Here is a 15,699-nt window from a genome sequence, read left to right as displayed (position 1 = left end):
CTGCCGGGTCCGGCCGCGCTCCTGCTCGCCGCCGGCGGTGGGGCGGGCCAGCGAAGCCGCGTCGGACAGCGCCAGCAGATGCGGGTTGAGCGGATGCTCGTTCAGCACCGCCGACGATTGCGGGTCGAGCTCGTCGAAGGCGACGGGCTCCGCGAACAGGTCGAACAGTTGGTTTCCGGCCATGACGCGTTGGAACAGGGGCACCGGACGGTGCTCGGACACCACCACGGCGGTGTCGCCGCGGACGGCTTTCAGCCAAGCCCCGAACTCTTCGGCGTTAGAGATGGTGGCGCTGAGGCTGGCGAGCCGCACCTTCCCGGGGAGTTGGATGATGACCTCCTCCCACGCGGCTCCCCTGCTGCGGTCCGCCAGGTAATGCACCTCGTCCATCACCACGTAGGCGAGGCGGTCCAGACCCGGGGATCCTGTGTAGAGCATGTTGCGCAGCACCTCGGTGGTCATGACGACGACGTCGGCGTCCGGGTTGACGCTGCTGTCTCCCGTGAGCAGTCCGACCCGGTGGCTGCCGTAGGCCGCCGAGAGGTCGGCGAACTTCTGGTTGCTCAGCGCCTTGAGGGGCGTGGTGTAGAACGTCCTGGTGCCCTGGGCGGCGGCGAGGAAGGCGGCGAAGTCCCCCACAACCGTTTTGCCGGCCCCGGTGGGGGCCGCGACGAGCACCCCGCGCCCGGCCTCCAGCGCGGCGCAGGCCTCTTCCTGGAACGGGTCCAGCTCGAAGCCCAGCCGGTCCCGGAAATCTTGGAGCCAGCCGCCGCCGGCCGTTCCGGCGGCAGGGCGTTCGCTGTCCGGCATCTTCCCGCGCTCAGGCGCCGATGACCAGGGAGCGGGGCGCGGCCTGCCCGGGGAACAGGTAGGCGCTGATGGCGTGCGCGATCTTGCGGCCGCCCTGGACGGAAGGCTCGATCGGGTTGGCGTAGTCGTCGTCTTCGGGGCAGATGAGCCTCAGGTCCACCAGCGCCAGCCCGCGGGCGAAGACGGCCCGGGTGATGTGGTCGTTGAACAGGGCGGCGGCCGACCGGATGATCCGCTGGTCGGGGCCGGAGGGCGGGGTGTCGTAGATGGTGCAGGCCGCCGTCGGCAGTCCGGTCGCCGCGACTGCATCCAGCATCGCGGCATAGCCGGCGCCGAACTTATCCTGGGCATCGGCGAACATGGCCAGGGCTTCGGCCGCCCACACGGTCGGTTCATTGAGCAGGTAGGCGAAGCCCAGGGCGTCGTTCCCGCCGACGCTGATCACCAGGTGTGTGGCGTCCCGCGGGAGGGAGCGGAGCTGGCCGGCGACCCCGCTGATGACGGCGCCATCGAGAGCCAGGAGCGTGGCCTGCCACCCGCGCGGCAGCAGCCCCCTAAGGTGCGTCACGACGTCGGGGCCGCCGGCAACGTAGGCAGCGTTGTCGAACACCGAGTCGCCGAGCAGCACGACGTGGCCGGTGTTGCCGGGTGCGTCAGGTGCCATGTCGCCCTCCTGAACCGGGGTCGGTGAGGCTTTTCGGGCCGGCGGGCGGGTACTCGGGCCGGTGAGCACACCTTATCCCCGTTGGGCTTCAGCCGAAGGGGCGCTCGTTCCATTCGCTCGCGGAAATAGCCGCTCTACTGGACCGCGCGGAATAGCCGGCCCGCGCTCTTTGTTGACGTGTCCATGAAGATTGAGATCTGGTCCGACATTGCCTGCCCCTGGTGCTTCATCGGCAAGCGCCGCTTTGAAACGGCCCTCGAGGGCTTCGAACACAGGGACCAGATCGACGTCGAGTGGCGCAGCTACCAGCTGGACCCCACGCTGCCGGAACACTATGACGGCACCGAGACCGAATACCTGTCCCGGATCAAGGGCATGCCCCAGGACCAGGTCAAGCAGATGTTCGCCCACGTCACGGCGCAGGCCGAAGGCGAGGGCCTGAACTACGACTTCGACTCCGTGGTGGTGGCCAACAGCTTCACCGCCCACCGCTTCCTGCACCTGGCCAAAGAGCACGGCGTGATGGACGGGGCCAAGGACGCCCTGCTGTCCGGCCATTTCGAGCAGGGCAAAGACATTGGCGACGCCGAGTACCTGGTGGGCATCGGCGTCGAACTGGGTCTTCCCGAAGCCGAGATCCGCGAAACGCTGGCGGGCGACCGCTTTGCCGCGGAGGTACAGGCCGACATCGCTGAGGCCCGCGCGCTCGGCGTGAACGGGGTGCCGTTCTTCGTGCTGGACCGCAAGTACGGGATCTCCGTTTCCTTGGCGTCCTCGAAGTACAGCGGGTCCACGGCCACCTGGAGGTAGTAGTCACCGGCAAGGTAGAGGGTGCGGACGTCGTGCGTGCCCTCGGCGGCGTTGCGGTAGCGCACCGGCGACGCGAAGTTCGCGGCGACGGTGGTCCCGGGGTCTGCCATGGAGGTCATGCCGTAGGCGCCGGTGGAGGTGCCGTCGGTGATGGTCACCGGCTGCCGCAGCGGGTTGGCAACGCCCACCTGCAGGTAGGACGGATTGTAGATGTCCCTCTCGTAGTCGCCGAGTTTTGCGACGGCGCGCAGCTGCTGCCCGTAGTCCACCGGCACCCTGTAGAAGTGCACCTCGCCGGGGATGAGGGTGGCCGTGTAGCTGCCCGCTGCCAGCTCGGGGGCGGAGTTGAAGCTGTTGCCGGGGGTGGTCTCCCGCGGCTTGGTGCCCGGTTTCAGCAGGTCGAGCGTGGTCACCGAGTCGTAGGCTTCGGGCAAACCGGCTGTGTCGGCCTCTGGCTCGGTCAGGAAGAGCAGCTCCAGGGGCAACGCGTCGTCCCGCCAGCCCGGACCGCTGCGGGTCACGCTGACCACCAGGTCGCCGCCGTCGGCGGGCTCCAGGCACTCCTTGTCGCCGCTGCCCATAGCAGGAGTGGACAGCACCGCGGTGACCGGGCCGTCGGAGAGCCGGGCCTCGTCGCGGGCTTCGCGCACCGGGGTCAGGCATTCCTGCCCGTCCGGGCCGAGCACCTCCAGCTCCAGACTGCTGTACGTGGACATGCTGCCGGCCCGGATCGGCATCACCAGGGAGGCACTGACGTGCAGGCGCTCGCCGTCATCCAGGTGCACTTTGTAGAACTTGCGCGTGCCGCCGTCGTAAGTTCTCTTGCTGCCGGTGGCGAAGGTGTCCAGATACTGGCCGGTGGACACGTCCGCCGCGCCGGCCGCACTCTTCCCGCCGGTCACCGGGATGCCGGCGAAGTCGTAGGGATTCAGGGCGCGGACGGTCTTGATCACCATCTGCTCGCGCAGCGTGTCCGCGTTGTCCGCGTCGGCGTAGGTGCCGCCGGAAGCCTTGGCGATGCATTCGAGCTCCTTGCGCGCCTGCGCGTCCACCTTGAACCCGATGGTGTGCATGGCCAGGTCCACGCCGTCCTTGGCCAGATCCTTCGCCACCTCGCACGGCGGCGGCGGCGAGCAGGTGTCGATGCCGTCGGACACCAGCACGATGCTGCGGGGCCCGTCGTCGGGGAGTTCCGCGGCGGCCCGGCGCAGCGCCTCGCCCACCGGGGTGTAGCCGGCGGCCTTGATCGAGTCGATTTGATCCAGAAGTTTTCCGGGATCTGCGGTGCCCAGTTTGGACAGCACGCTCACATCCTTGCAGCCCTCGGCCCGGGCCTCCGGGGAGCTGTCCGTGTTGGTGCCGTAGACCATGAGGCCCAGCTGCGATCCCGCCGGCAGGGTCTCCACGAGCTCCGAGGCGGCGGCCTTGGCGGCGTCCATCCGCAGCGTGCCCCTGGCATCGGCGTCGGGATTGAGCATGGAGCCGGAAGCGTCCAGGATCAGCATCACCGGCACGGCCTCTTCGGATCCTGCGGCGGGTGCCTGCGGGACGGACACCTGCGAAGCCGGCACCTGCTGCGGCACCTGCGAAGCTGGAGCCTGCGAAGCCGGCACCTGCGAAGCGGGCACCTGCTGCGGCAGGAACATGGCCAGCGCGGCAACCACTCCCAGCGCGCCCTTCAAGAGCCCGACGCTCGCACTCATAATCGACACCGACTTTCTCGATGAAACGTTATTTCGTCCCGACTATATCCGGCAGAGCGCGGCACACCGGCCGGCAGGCGGAATGCCGGCCCCTGTTCACCGCGGGATTCTTCGCGGGCAGGCCGGGACGATGTTCCCGATTGTTCTCGATTTGACCCACGCGAGTCGCGGCGGATAGGTTTTCGTGGCGTAGGTCACCCAGTCGGCCCCTCCGGGCTGAGCGGCGGGTGGCCTGCTCTCGGTCTGGCCGGATGGGCAATGGAGCCTGCGTCGGACCGGTTTGAACGGAACCTCCCGCAGCTACACAGTCCCACCCGTAAGGAACCTAGTGAGCGCCACCAGCACCGAACCGCACCTCCAGCGGTCTTTATCCAACCGACACATCCAGTTGATCGCCATCGGCGGTGCGATCGGCACCGGGCTTTTCATGGGCTCGGGCAAGACGATTTCCGTCGCCGGCCCGTCGGTCATCTTCGTCTACATGATCATCGGCTTCATGCTCTTCTTCGTCATGCGGGCGATGGGTGAGCTGCTGCTGAGCAACACCGAGTACAAGAACTTCGGCGACTTCGCCGGCGACATCCTGGGACCGTGGGCGGCGTTCTTCACCGGCTGGACGTATTGGTTCTGCTGGGTGGTCACCGGCATCGCCGACGTCGTCGCGATCGCCCATTATGTGGCGTTCTGGTGGCCGGACCTGCCGCTGTGGATCCCGGCGCTCGCCTGCATCCTGCTGCTGCTCGCGCTGAACCTGCCTACCGTGCGGGCCTTCGGGGAGACCGAATTCTGGTTCGCGCTGATCAAGATCATCGCCATCGTGGCCCTGATCGTCGTCGGGCTGGTCATGATCATCACCAACTTCGAGCACGACGGCGTCCGCGCCTCCTTCGGGAACCTGTGGGAGCACGGCGGAATGTTCCCCACCGGCTTCATGGGCTTCGTGGCCGGGTTCCAGATCGCAGTGTTCGCGTTCGTCGGAATCGAGCTGGTCGGCACCACCGCCGCCGAGACCAAGGACCCGGAAAAGAACCTGCCGCGGGCGGTGAACTCCATCCCGATCCGCATCCTGATTTTCTACGTAGGCGCCCTGATCATCCTGATGGCCGTCCAGCCGTGGACCGGGTTTAACGCCGACGAATCCCCATTCGTGGGCATGTTCGCGCTCGCCGGCCTCGTCGGCGCGGCCGGCGTCGTGAACTTCGTGGTCCTCACCTCGGCGACGTCGTCGGCGAACTCGGGGATCTACTCGACGTCGCGCATGATCTACGGTCTCTCGCTGGAGGGCGATGCCCCGAAGCGCTTCGGCAAGCTCTCGAGCCGCGGAGTGCCGCGCAGCGCGCTGCTGTTCTCCTGCATGTTCCTGCTCGCCGGCGTGGTCCTGCTCTATGCGGAGGGCAGCGTTTCCGAGGCGTTTACCATGGTCACCACGGTCTCGGCGCTCTGCTTCATGTTCGTCTGGACCATCATCCTGGTGAGCTACATCGTGTACCGCCGCCGCCGGCCGCAGCTGCACGAGGCCAGCAAGTTCAAGATGCCGGGGGGTTCGTTCATGCCCTACGTGGTCATGGCCTTCTTCGCCTTCATCCTCTGGGCGCTGACCACCCAGCCGGACACGCTGGCTGCCCTGCTGTTCACCCCGGTCTGGTTCGTCGCGCTCGGCGTCGGCTACCTGCTGCTGCGCCGCAACCCGGAGCACACCGCCATCCGCGCCGCCCACGACGCGAAGGTCGCCGAGGAAAAGGCGACCCTCGCCGGGCGCGAGGACGCCCTGGCCGGCCGACGCTAGCCGAACCGGCTGCCGGCTACACCGAAACGTCCGCTCCCCGGGATCTCCGGGGAGCGGACGTTTTCCGTTGGGCGTCCTTTCTGGGCCCGCCATCCCTCTGCTCCGCCCCGTCCCTCCCTCGCGGCCCCAGCCCCGCGGCCCGCCACCGCGCGACTACGATGGGCGCCATGGAAGATTCGATCACGCTGCGCTTCCTCGCCGCGCCCACGGACGTAGCAGCCGACGGGACCACGGTGCAGGCCGGGAGGGTCCTCGAGTGGATCGACAAGGCCGGGTACGCGTGCGCCGTCGGGTATTCGGGCGGTTACTGCGTCACCGCGTATGTCGGCAATGTGCACTTCACCCGGCCGATCCGCAACGGCGACCTGATCGAGGTCAGCGCCCGCATCGCGCACACCGGCCGTTCCAGCATGCAGGTGGTCGTCACCGTCGACGCCGCTGATGTCCGCGAGCGGCAGTTCCGCCCCGCCATGGACTGCATCCTGGTGTTCGTCGCCATGGACGAGCAGCGGCGGCCCCGGCCCGTTCCGAAGTGGGCGCCGACCGACGAGGCGTCGGAGCGGCTGGCGCGCGGGGTCGCCGGCCGGCTGGAGGCCCGGCGTGAGATCCGTGAGGTGATGAGCGCCCAGGAATACACGGAGGCGGGCACCACGCCCACCGAACGCTTCCGCTTCCTGGCGGCCCCCACCGACGTGAACTGGGGCGGCCACGCCCACGGCGGGATCGTGATGCGCTGGATCGACGAGGTGGCCCGGGCCTGCGCCATGGGCTGGTGCGGCGCCGACGCCGTGGCGGTCTACTCCGGCGGCATCCACTTCCTGAACCCGGTCCACATCGGGGACCTGGTGGAACTCTCCGCGCGGATGATCCACACCGGGCCGCACTCCATGCACATCGCCGTCCACGTTTGGGCCCGCGACCCGCGCGGCGGCGACTGGCGGGACACCACGCAGTGCATGACCATCTTCGTCACCAGGGACGACGCCGGGCACGCCGCCAAGGTTCCGCAACTGGTGCTGCGTTCCGACGAAGACCGGTGGCTGGCCGCCCACGCGCAGGACCTGGTGCGGCGGCGCGCCGCGCTGCCGCCGCTGGAGTTCGGCGTCGAGCGGACCTACTGACCCGTACTACGGGCCCCACTTTCCGGCACAGGGTGCGGAAGCACCGGGGCACGCCCAGGTTGGACGTTCCACCTGACGGGCAGGTGCAGCCGTGGCCCGCCGACCCTTCCCGCGCGCCGTTGAAGGCGCAAGAATGAACGCGGCACGGAACCGCGCCGCATCCACTACGGAAGGCAGACCCATGGCACTGGACCTGAACCCCTACCTGCAGTTCAGCGGCAACGCCGCGGAGGCGATCGAGTTCTATCATTCCGTGTTCGGCGGTGAGGTGAGCAAGATGACCTACGCCGAGGGAATGGGGGACGACAACCCCGAGACCGGCGCGAACATCATGCACTCGTCGGTGTTCGTCGACCGCGGCTTCCTGCTGATGGCCTCGGACGTGCCCCCGGAGATGCAGTCCTCGCCCAACGGCTACATCTGCCTCAGCTCCAGCGGCGAAGACCCGGGCGAGGACGCCAAGCTGCGGAGCTACTGGGAGGGCCTGAGCGACGGCGCGACCGTCAACCAGCCGCTCGAGCAGGCCCCGTGGGGAGACTACTTCGGGCAGCTCACTGACCGCTTCGGCGTGAACTGGATGGTCAACATCACCGCCCCGGAAAACGCCGGCTCGGCGCAGCAGCCGTAACCCGGCCGAACGAGGACCCATGGCCATCACGGAGTTCGACCGCTACCCGCTCACCTTCGGCCCCAGCCCGGTCCACCATCTGCCCCGGCTCAGCAAGCATTTGGGCGGCGCGCAGCTCTGGGCTAAGCGGGAGGATGTGAATTCCGGCCTGGCCTACGGCGGCAACAAGACCCGCAAGCTCGAGTACATCGTCCCGGACATCCTCGCGGAGGGTGCGGACACCATCGTGTCCATCGGCGGCTTCCAGTCCAACCACACCCGGCAAGTGGCGGCGGTGGCCGCGAGCCTCGGCCTCAAGGCGCTGCTGGTGCAGGAGAACTGGGTGGACTGGCCCGACCCGCTCACCGACCGCGTCGGCAACATCCTGCTCTCCCGGCTGATGGGCGCGGACGTGCGGCTCGACCCGGCCGGCTTCGACATCGGCATCCGCGACTCCTGGCAGAACGCCATCGCCGAGGTCGAGGCGGCCGGCGGCAAGCCCTATCCCATCCCGGCCGGCGCCTCCGAGCACAAGCTCGGCGGGCTGGGATTCGCCAACTGGGCGTACGAGGTGCAGCAGCAGGAGAAGGAACTCGGGGTCTTCTTCGACACCATCGTGGTCTGCACCGTCACCGGCTCCACCCACGCCGGCATGATCGCCGGGTTCGCCGCCCTGCAGGACGCCGGCGGCCGGCCGCGCCGCGTGCTCGGCATCGACGCCTCCGCCACCCTGTCCAAGACCCGCGACCAGGTCGGCCGCATCGCCCGCAACACCGCCCAGCTGATCGGGCTCGAGCGGGAACTGCACGACGACGAGATCACGGTGCTCGAGGGCTGGGCCGGCGACCTCTACGGCATCCCGGTCGATTCCACGCTGGAAGCCATGGGCCTGAGCGCCTCGCTCGAGGCCATGATCACCGACCCGGTCTACGAAGGAAAATCCATGGCCGCCCTAATCGACCTGGTCAGCACCAAGCAGATCCCGGCCGAGAGCACCGTGCTCTACGCCCACCTCGGCGGCCAGCCGGCCCTCAACGCCTACAGCGGCCTCTTCCGAAGCTAGGAAACAACGACGGCGGCGCTCGCCTGAGCGCCGCCGTTAAGTGGGTCCCGGGCTGGCAGCGGATCGTTAGCGCGCCAGCTGGATCACGCTGATGTACAGAATGGTCACGGCAAGCGCGGCGAGCACCTGCCACAGCACGACGGCTTTCCGGCCGGCGGGCCTTCGGTGTACTTCGTGCTGGTACTCGACGGCATCCAGGGCCAAGCCGATGAGGATGGCACCGCCAAGGTTCATCCAAAACCCGTTCCCCGCAATATTGAAAAGGGTGATGAACAGAAAAAGAAAGCCAATCCCAAGCAGATCGCGGAAGACTTTGCCGCCGCTGGCGAACTTCCACTCCACGTAGCTTTTCGGCTTTTGCTGCGTTTCTGGCGCGGTTTGATCGTGGGTTGTCATGCATTTTCCTCCGGGCTTAGTCTGCCGTCATTGTGCCATGGCGGTGGATTAAGTCGAAGTTTGAGCCAGCTTTACGATCCACTCGGGTGTCTCGTGTCCTTGCTTTTTGTCCGTAACTACCCGCAGCTTGGCCGCTTGGACTCTGACGTTGTCCTGCCGGGAATTCTCAGTAGCCATAGGGGAGCGCGGCTCGATCTCCACATCCTCAAGAGCCGTGACCTGTTGAGCCAAATTGTCAGTCGCGGCGACCTGAAGAATCCGCGCCTCTTCCTCGCCGGCCAGATGGCTTTCGGCGAGAAGCGCCAACACGCCGAGCCCGACGACTTTGCGGTCCATGCTGGGTGACATTGAGGCTTCCAACGCCCACTCCGCGCGCGCCCACCACTGGGCACGGCGATCTGCCTCGGCCTGCGCCCGCATGCTGCGCCAGCCGATGTAGGCGGCTATCAACGCGGCGACCAGAATCGCCAACGGACCGAGGGAGGCGAGAACGTCCCAGGCATCAGGGGCGTCGTTGCGGACCACAACCTCGAGCGGATCTGGAGCTTGCAGCGCGATCATGGCTCCAACCTAGGGCATGCATCGGTCAATGTGGCTGAGGACAACAAGCGAATTACGTGCCCGTATCTTTTCTCGCACTGGAGGAGGCGTGGCAGAAAGTCGAAACGGCTGCTGCACCTTTTCTCAAAGACTGGGATGATCAAGCCATGAGTAAGTCATCGATGATCATTCCTTCAGATCTTGCACGCGCGGCCCGCGCACTGACTCAGGTCTCGTCCAAGGTGATCGGCAAGGCAGCCGGTCTGGACAAGAAACAGGTGCGCGATTTCGAGAAGGGCAACCAGGCGCTGACTCCGGAGCAGAACTGGCAATTGCGCCGTGCCTTGGAGCAGTTTGGCGTCGTCTTCATCGAGGACGACGACCATGGCGGCTACGGAGTGCGCCGGAAGTTCAACGCTTCTAAGGTCGCGCGTTTGGAAACCTGGGAAGGCGAAGGCGGATCGGCTCACGGCGACGACATCTAGAACGCTCCTCCCGACGAAGACGAGGTAGATGCTGTTGCGGGTGTCCGGCCGGATGATTCCGCCCGGACACCCGCAACAGGTCCTATGGAGTTAGGTGCAACAACCCACGGGTTGACTCAGACGCTTGCCTTCACAGCTTTGTCCGTGGAGACGCCGCGACGCTTGTCGAAGACGGTGGCGCCGACTTCCTGCTCGGCCTGGTTGTTGATCGAGAGGTCGATGCCAGGGCGGTCGCGCAGGATCAGCACGGCGATGATGGAGATGATCGTCATGCCGAAGAGGTACGCCGAGACCGAGCTGCTGGTCCCGGTGGCGTTGATCAGTGCCTGGGCGATGGTCGGGGCGAAGGCGCCGCCGAGGATCGCGCCCAGTGCGTAGGCGATGGAGACACCCGAGTAGCGCACCGAGGCCGGGAAAATCTCGCTGTACCAGGCAGCCTGCGGCCCGTAGCCGAGGCCGAGACCGATGGTGAACAGGCCGAGAGCCAGGTAGAGCATGCCCAGCGAGCCGGTGTCGATCAGCCAGAACAGCGGGAATACGGTCAGCAACTGGGCGCCGAACCCGATAAGGTACGTGCGCTTGCGGCCAATCTTGTCGGCCAGGACGCCGGCCAAGGCGGTGAAGATGAACCACATGGCCGAGGCAAACGTGACGGCCAGTAGTACATCGGTACGTTCCAAGCCCACTGCGTCAGAGGTGGCGTAACTGGGGATGAACCCGCCGGTGGCCATGTAGCCTGCGGCGTTGTTGCCGGCGAAAACAAGGGCAGCCAGAATGACCAGCAGCCAGTGCTTGCGGAACAGCTCGACAACGGGAACCTTGGTCTGCTGCTTCTTGGCTGCGATCTCCTTGAACACCGGAGATTCGTCCACGGAGCGGCGGACCAGGTAGCCGACCAGGATCAGCACCACGCTCAGCAGGAACGGGATGCGCCAGCCCCACTCGAGGAAGGCATCACCGGGGGCGATGACCCCGGTCATCAGAGTGGTGACGCCGGAGGCCAGCAGCATGCCCAGCGGCACACCCAGCTGCGGGAAGGAACCGGCACGGCCGCGGCGGTCGCGGGGCGCATGCTCCACGGCCATCAGCACGGCGCCGCCCCACTCGCCGCCGGCGGAAATGCCCTGCAGGATGCGCAGCAAGAGCAGCAGGACCGGTGCCAGGACCCCTGCGGTCTCATAGGTCGGCAGTAAGCCGATCAGCGTGGTTGCCACGCCCATCAGGATCAGGGTGATTACCAGCATGGCGCGGCGGCCAAGCTTGTCGCCGTAGTGGCCGGCCAGGAATGCACCCAGCGGCCGGAACAGGAAGCTGATGCCAACGGACGCGAAGGCGAGCAGAAGGCCGATGGATTCACCCGCCGGCTCGAAGAACAGGTGCGCGAAGACCAAACCGGCGGCGGTGGCGTAAATGAAGAAGTCGTACCACTCGATGGTGGTGCCGATGATCGTGGCAAACGCGACGCGGCGTTGGTTCGCGGCGGACGAATGCCTGAGAGAAGCAGTGCTCATGGATCTCACCTTTGATAATCACATGTGGTGTCGGTTTGGGCCGGCATGCGAACGGGTTAAGGTTTTGGCGTTAGATGGTGATGCTCCCGAGGGCCGTGCTAAACGGTGGCGGGTTGTTGTTTGGAGTAGGTTTTGAGGTCGAAGTCGGGGTCGGCGGCTTGTTCGGGGGTGAGGGTGCGGCCGGCCGCGAGGAGGCGGCGGGCGGCCATGTGGTCGGCGGGCTGGTTGACGGATTCGACGGCGGCCAGCACTCCGTTGCGGAAGCAGAACACGGAGAACTTCTCCTCCGCCGGGTTCCCGCGGAGCACGGTCTGGTCGCCGGGGGCTGCCAGGCCGGCGATCTGCAGGCGCAGGTGGCCTTGGTTGGACCAGAACCAGGGCAGGTCTGCGTAGCCGCCGGGTTCGCCGCCGGTGCCGGAGCCATACCCGGTGCGGAGGATGGCGGCGGCGGCGTGGCGGGCCTGGTCGGTGGCGTTCTGCACGGATTCAAGCCGGGTGCGGGCCCCGGCATGGGCGTTCGGGAAGGACGCGCAGTCGCCGAGCGCGTAGATGTCCGGGTCGGACGTACGCAGGCTGCCGTCCACCACGATGCCGTTCTCGACCTCGAGGCCGGCGGCAGACGCGAGTTCGGTGCGCGGGATGACGCCGACACCGACAAGGACCAGGTCGGCGCGGTAGCGTTCGCCGGTGGTGCTGACGGCGGCGGTGACGTGCCCGGTGTTGTCTCCGTCGAAGGAGGCGATGCCTTCACCCAAACGCAGCCTCACGCCGAGACGTTGGTGGGCGTCGGCGAAGAAGCCGCTCATCACCAGGCTCAGGGCGCGGCCCATCGGCCGGTCGGCGTATTCGAGCACGGTGACGTCCAGGCCGCGGGCGCGTGCGGCGGCGGCGAACTCCAGGCCGATGAACCCGGCGCCGATGACGACGACGGAGCGCACCGCGTCGAGGCGGGCATGCAGGGCTTGGGCGTCGGTGAGGGTGCGCAGGCCGTGGATCCCGGCCAGCCCGGCGCCGGGCACGGAGAGTTCGCGGTTGGCGGCACCGGTGGCCAGCACCAGCTTCGAATAGGCCAGAGTGGTGCCGTCGTCGAGGGTGACAGTCTTGGCGGCGCGGTCGATGGAGGTGACGTGCACGCCGAGGCGGGCATCGACGTCGTGCGTGGTGAAGAACTTTTCCGGGCGCAGCGGCAGCGGAACCGGGTCCTTGCCCACGGCGAGGTACTCCTTGGACAGCGGTGGGCGCTGGTACGGGTGGTGCGGTTCCTCGCCGAGCAGCGTGATGGCGCCGGTGTAGCCTTCCTTGCGCAGTGAATCCACCAGCTGGATGCCGGCCTGGCCGTTGCCAACAATGACGATGTTCCCGAACGTGCTCATGGCTTGCCCTAGACCTGGTCTTCGGGGACGTCGACCTCGATGCTGTCGAAGTCCTCGCCGGCCTTAATCTGGCAGCCCAGCCGGCTGCGGACCTCGTCGCGGGGGCCGGCGGTGCAGTCCAGCATCTCTTCCTCGTCTTCGCTGATCTCCGGCAGCCCGTCGAGGTACTCGGGCCGGACGTAGACATGGCAGGTGGCGCACATCGCCTGGCCGCCGCACTCGCCGACTATGCCGGAGACGCCATTGGTGACGGCTGCCCGCATCAGGGACGTACCGGGGTCTACGTCCAGGACGTCAACGTTGCCGTCGGAATGGTGGAAACTGATCTTTGCCATGGTTCTTCTACTTTCTAATTCCAGGTGACGGGAAGACTGGTGATGCCGCGGAAGACCCAGCCGTCCCAAGTCTCGGTCCGGGTCTCGTCGGTGCGCAGCCCGGGGAAGCGCTGATACGCCAAGGGGACAGCGATTTGGCCGATGGAAGTTTTCGCGGCCCAGTGTCCGGCGCACAGGTGGACGCCGCTGCCGAAGGCCAAGTGGGATGTCTTCGGCCGGAAGATATCGAATTCATCGGCTGTGGGGCCGAAATGCGCCACATCACGGTTGGCTGATGCCACCACCACGCCCAGTCCCGCACCGGCAGGCAGGTTGACACCTTCCAGTGTGGTTTCCCGCGTCGTCTCCCGCGGGTACATCCCAATCGGGGACTGCCACCGCACGGTCTCGTCGAACAAGGCCGGCCACAGTGCGTCATTCTGGAGCACTTTCTCGAGCTGGTCGGGGTGCTGGCTCAGTGCCCACACGATATTGGTCACCATGTGTTGCGGCTCGTTCATTCCGCCGGAGATAGTGAGTTTGACGTTGGCGGCCACGTTGTCGAACGGAAGGCCGCTGTTGGCCAGGGCCGAGGTCATCGACGCGTTGGGATGCTGCTGGTAGAACGGGATGAGTTCGTCGAGGATGGCATCCAGTTCGGCCTGTGATGCATCGCAGCGGTCCCAAATAGCCGGATCGTCCAGGACGTTTCCGGAACCGGCGATGAAGTCATGGGACCAGCGGCGCATCTGCTCGACGCCGACGTCCTTGAGACCCAGCAGGTCGATCAGGTTCTGCGAGGCCACCGGTGCCGCGTAGTCCCGGTTGAGGTCGGCGTGCTCGGGCCCCTTGTCCTCCAGAACGTCCAGGTAGGTGCGCGCGTTCTGTTCGAAGATCGGCGCCCAGACCTGCTTGATGTTCTTCGGGCGCAGCACCGGATTAATCGGGGCGCGGTCGGCGGCGTGCTCCGGGTCATCCTTGCGCAGCATCGGCTGTGCGCCCAGCGCCCGGTTCATTGCGGCGCCGCTGACGTTGGCGCTGAAGATCTCCTGGTCCATCTCGACGGCGTGGCAGCCCTCGTAGTTGGTGACGAGGAACTTCTTGATCGCCGGGACCCAGGCGACCGGGGACTCCTGCCGCAACCGCTCGTAGGTCGGATACGGGTCGGACATCATCTTCGCCGGGTCAACCCATTCGGCTACCGGGTAGGAAGTGTCCGGGACGGCGCCGGCAACGGAGGTTGTTGCAACGGCAGCCTTTCGGGCATTCGGGGATTCCCGGAGCGCGGAGGCGGGAGTACTTTCGGAATCTGTTCCATAGCCAAAGGGGCATCGGCCTTCGAGGGCGGTAGACATTTGTCCTCCTGTTTGAACTACGTCTTGTGACTAGTGTCGCCCGTGTCACTTCCCCTAGTAAACTGTGGATATTCGCATAACTTCTTCGATTGCTTGGGATTAGATGCCAAAGTTCACCTTGCGGCAGCTTGAACTCTTCGCTGCCCTTCCGGACCATGACACGTTGAGCTCTGCCGCGGCGGCGCTGCACATTTCCGAGTCTGCCCTCTCCCATGCGCTGAGCGAATTGGAGGCGGCAGTAGGGGAGCAGCTGTGTGTCCGCAGGAAAGCCCGAGGTATGCGGTTGACGCAGGCGGGCCAATATCTTGCCGCCAGGGCCCGCACCATCGTGAAGGAAACCGACGGGCTGGTCAGTGAGCTCGCCGGCGTCGGCGGGGAACTGAGGGGACCGGTTGCACTGGGCTGCTACATCGGGCTCGCCAGCAACGTACTGCCATCGGTTATGGAAGGCTTTGGCAAGTTGCACCCTGGCGTGGACATCAGCATCACAGTAGGCGACCACAGGGACCTGTTGCCGAAGCTGGAGACAGGGGCCTTGGATGCGGCCATCGTCTACGAGATCGGAATGCCGGCAAGATTGCAGCGGCAGGAGATCTACAAGACAGAAGTGATGGCCATACTCGCCGAGTCGCACCCGCTGGCTAAGAATCCGGACGTCGATCTTGCGGAGCTCGCTCCTGAACCGCTGATCATGCTTGAATCGCAGCCCAGCACCGGCTACACCCAGCTGATGTTCGACGAACGTGGACTCACTCCCACATATGCGGCGCGCGTGCCGCAGATTGACCTGGTCCGCGCCTTGGTGGGCCGGGGGCTTGGCTACAGCTTGTTGATGTCACGGCCCAACCAGATCCCCGTGACTACAGAGGGGCTGCCTATAGTCTCCAGGCCATTACGTCCCAGGGCAGGGATCACTTCCGTCGTGGCCGTATGGCCCGACGGCGTCGCCCTCAGCGCGCGCGCACGGGCGGTCATGGATTACGCCACCGAAGTGCTGGAAGGGATCGAAACGGTCTGACCCTCGGGGCTGGAAATAACGACGGCGGTGCCCAGCCCTGCGGGAAGGTGCAGTAGCGCTCTGTCTGCATGGTTCGCATCATCAGGAAGGAGGCCGTGCTTCAATGCCGACACGAACCGCGACAACCTGAGACGGCTCCGCAC

The 15,699-nt window shown here is 66.4% G+C and carries 14 protein-coding genes and 2 pseudogenes; 7 read left to right on the top strand and 9 right to left on the bottom strand.

What is annotated here, in order from left to right; translation table 11 throughout:
* Positions 1 to 810 (bottom strand): DEAD/DEAH box helicase (locus tag AC5RV2_RS01650; RefSeq protein ID WP_494090879.1); only part of this gene is annotated, 810 nt, incomplete at its 3' end.
* Positions 811 to 820: 10 nt separating this feature from the next.
* Positions 821 to 1,474, bottom strand: a complete 654-nt coding sequence (locus AC5RV2_RS01645; protein WP_494090878.1) for a GDSL-type esterase/lipase family protein — start codon at positions 1,472 to 1,474, stop codon at positions 821 to 823.
* A 183-nt stretch (positions 1,475 to 1,657) separates the two neighbouring features.
* On the opposite strand from AC5RV2_RS01645, the pseudogene AC5RV2_RS01640 reads away from it, so the two are divergent.
* Positions 1,658 to 2,260, top strand: a pseudogene (locus AC5RV2_RS01640) (DsbA family oxidoreductase); the annotation flags it as partial.
* Between the two features lie 1,004 nt (positions 2,261 to 3,264).
* Here AC5RV2_RS01640 and AC5RV2_RS01635 read toward each other — a convergent pair.
* Positions 3,265 to 3,789, bottom strand: a pseudogene (locus AC5RV2_RS01635) (vWA domain-containing protein); the annotation flags it as partial.
* A gap of 526 nt (positions 3,790 to 4,315) precedes the next feature.
* On the opposite strand from AC5RV2_RS01635, the gene cycA reads away from it, so the two are divergent.
* The 4 genes from cycA to AC5RV2_RS01615 all read left to right on the top strand — a co-directional run bounded on the left by cycA (position 4,316) and on the right by AC5RV2_RS01615 (position 8,564).
* Positions 4,316 to 5,773, top strand: a complete 1,458-nt coding sequence (gene cycA / locus AC5RV2_RS01630; protein ID WP_494090877.1) for a D-serine/D-alanine/glycine transporter — start codon at positions 4,316 to 4,318, stop codon at positions 5,771 to 5,773.
* Between the two features lie 167 nt (positions 5,774 to 5,940).
* Entirely contained in the window at positions 5,941 to 6,894 is a 954-nt protein-coding gene (locus AC5RV2_RS01625; RefSeq protein WP_494090876.1) for an acyl-CoA thioesterase, read from the top strand.
* 181 nt (positions 6,895 to 7,075) lie between these two features.
* Positions 7,076 to 7,522 (top strand): VOC family protein, encoded by a 447-nt coding sequence (locus AC5RV2_RS01620; protein WP_494075849.1) that lies wholly within the window; start codon positions 7,076 to 7,078, stop codon positions 7,520 to 7,522.
* 19 nt (positions 7,523 to 7,541) lie between these two features.
* Positions 7,542 to 8,564 carry a 1-aminocyclopropane-1-carboxylate deaminase gene (locus AC5RV2_RS01615; protein WP_494090875.1) on the top strand — a complete coding sequence of 341 codons (1,023 nt, stop codon included), beginning with the start codon at positions 7,542 to 7,544 and terminating at the stop codon, positions 8,562 to 8,564.
* A gap of 66 nt (positions 8,565 to 8,630) precedes the next feature.
* On the opposite strand, the gene AC5RV2_RS01610 is transcribed toward AC5RV2_RS01615, so the two are convergent.
* Entirely contained in the window at positions 8,631 to 8,960 is a 330-nt protein-coding gene (locus AC5RV2_RS01610) for a hypothetical protein (protein ID WP_494090874.1), read from the bottom strand.
* Between the two features lie 48 nt (positions 8,961 to 9,008).
* Positions 9,009 to 9,521 carry a hypothetical protein gene (locus AC5RV2_RS01605; RefSeq protein ID WP_494090873.1) on the bottom strand — a complete coding sequence of 171 codons (513 nt, stop codon included), beginning with the start codon at positions 9,519 to 9,521 and terminating at the stop codon, positions 9,009 to 9,011.
* 56 nt (positions 9,522 to 9,577) lie between these two features.
* On the opposite strand from AC5RV2_RS01605, the gene AC5RV2_RS01600 reads away from it, so the two are divergent.
* Complete coding sequence (locus AC5RV2_RS01600) at positions 9,578 to 9,985, top strand: XRE family transcriptional regulator (RefSeq protein ID WP_494090872.1); 408 nt, start codon at positions 9,578 to 9,580, stop codon at positions 9,983 to 9,985.
* 116 nt (positions 9,986 to 10,101) lie between these two features.
* Here AC5RV2_RS01600 and AC5RV2_RS01595 read toward each other — a convergent pair whose 3' ends face one another.
* The 4 genes from AC5RV2_RS01595 to AC5RV2_RS01580 form a co-directional block, all read right to left on the bottom strand.
* On the bottom strand, positions 10,102 to 11,496 hold the full coding sequence (locus AC5RV2_RS01595; protein ID WP_494090871.1) for an MFS transporter: 1,395 nt from the start codon (positions 11,494 to 11,496) through the stop codon (positions 10,102 to 10,104).
* Positions 11,497 to 11,594: 98 nt separating this feature from the next.
* The gene (locus tag AC5RV2_RS01590; RefSeq protein ID WP_494090870.1) at positions 11,595 to 12,869 is read right to left on the bottom strand and encodes an NAD(P)/FAD-dependent oxidoreductase; all 1,275 of its coding nucleotides are present in this window, start codon (positions 12,867 to 12,869) and stop codon (positions 11,595 to 11,597) included.
* Positions 12,870 to 12,877: 8 nt separating this feature from the next.
* On the bottom strand, positions 12,878 to 13,204 hold the full coding sequence (locus tag AC5RV2_RS01585) for a 2Fe-2S iron-sulfur cluster-binding protein (protein ID WP_494090869.1): 327 nt from the start codon (positions 13,202 to 13,204) through the stop codon (positions 12,878 to 12,880).
* A gap of 14 nt (positions 13,205 to 13,218) precedes the next feature.
* On the bottom strand, positions 13,219 to 14,538 hold the full coding sequence (locus AC5RV2_RS01580; protein WP_494090868.1) for a cytochrome P450: 1,320 nt from the start codon (positions 14,536 to 14,538) through the stop codon (positions 13,219 to 13,221).
* Positions 14,539 to 14,641: 103 nt separating this feature from the next.
* Between AC5RV2_RS01580 and AC5RV2_RS01575 the strand changes: the two genes are divergently transcribed.
* Entirely contained in the window at positions 14,642 to 15,556 is a 915-nt protein-coding gene (locus tag AC5RV2_RS01575) for a LysR substrate-binding domain-containing protein (RefSeq protein ID WP_494090867.1), read from the top strand.
* The last annotated feature ends 143 nt before the right edge of the window (positions 15,557 to 15,699 follow it).

The sequence above is a fragment of the Arthrobacter sp. Y3225116 genome, assembly GCF_059091245.1.
This window is presented reverse-complemented; position numbering and strand designations above follow the sequence as displayed.

Bases quoted from the DNA above. Each gene is read 5' to 3' on its own strand.
- AC5RV2_RS01645 (WP_494090878.1), bottom strand. From the start codon at position 1,474: ATGGCACCTGACGCACCCGGCAACACCGGCCACGTCGTGCTGCTCGGC.
- AC5RV2_RS01580 (WP_494090868.1), bottom strand. From the start codon at position 14,538: ATGTCTACCGCCCTCGAAGGCCGATGCCCCTTTGGCTATGGAACAGAT.
- AC5RV2_RS01625 (WP_494090876.1), top strand. From the start codon at position 5,941: ATGGAAGATTCGATCACGCTGCGCTTCCTCGCCGCGCCCACGGACGTA.
- AC5RV2_RS01605 (WP_494090873.1), bottom strand. From the start codon at position 9,521: ATGATCGCGCTGCAAGCTCCAGATCCGCTCGAGGTTGTGGTCCGCAAC.
- AC5RV2_RS01595 (WP_494090871.1), bottom strand. From the start codon at position 11,496: ATGAGCACTGCTTCTCTCAGGCATTCGTCCGCCGCGAACCAACGCCGC.
- AC5RV2_RS01620 (WP_494075849.1), top strand. From the start codon at position 7,076: ATGGCACTGGACCTGAACCCCTACCTGCAGTTCAGCGGCAACGCCGCG.
- AC5RV2_RS01610 (WP_494090874.1), bottom strand. From the start codon at position 8,960: ATGACAACCCACGATCAAACCGCGCCAGAAACGCAGCAAAAGCCGAAA.
- AC5RV2_RS01575 (WP_494090867.1), top strand. From the start codon at position 14,642: ATGCCAAAGTTCACCTTGCGGCAGCTTGAACTCTTCGCTGCCCTTCCG.
- AC5RV2_RS01615 (WP_494090875.1), top strand. From the start codon at position 7,542: ATGGCCATCACGGAGTTCGACCGCTACCCGCTCACCTTCGGCCCCAGC.
- AC5RV2_RS01585 (WP_494090869.1), bottom strand. From the start codon at position 13,204: ATGGCAAAGATCAGTTTCCACCATTCCGACGGCAACGTTGACGTCCTG.
- AC5RV2_RS01590 (WP_494090870.1), bottom strand. From the start codon at position 12,869: ATGAGCACGTTCGGGAACATCGTCATTGTTGGCAACGGCCAGGCCGGC.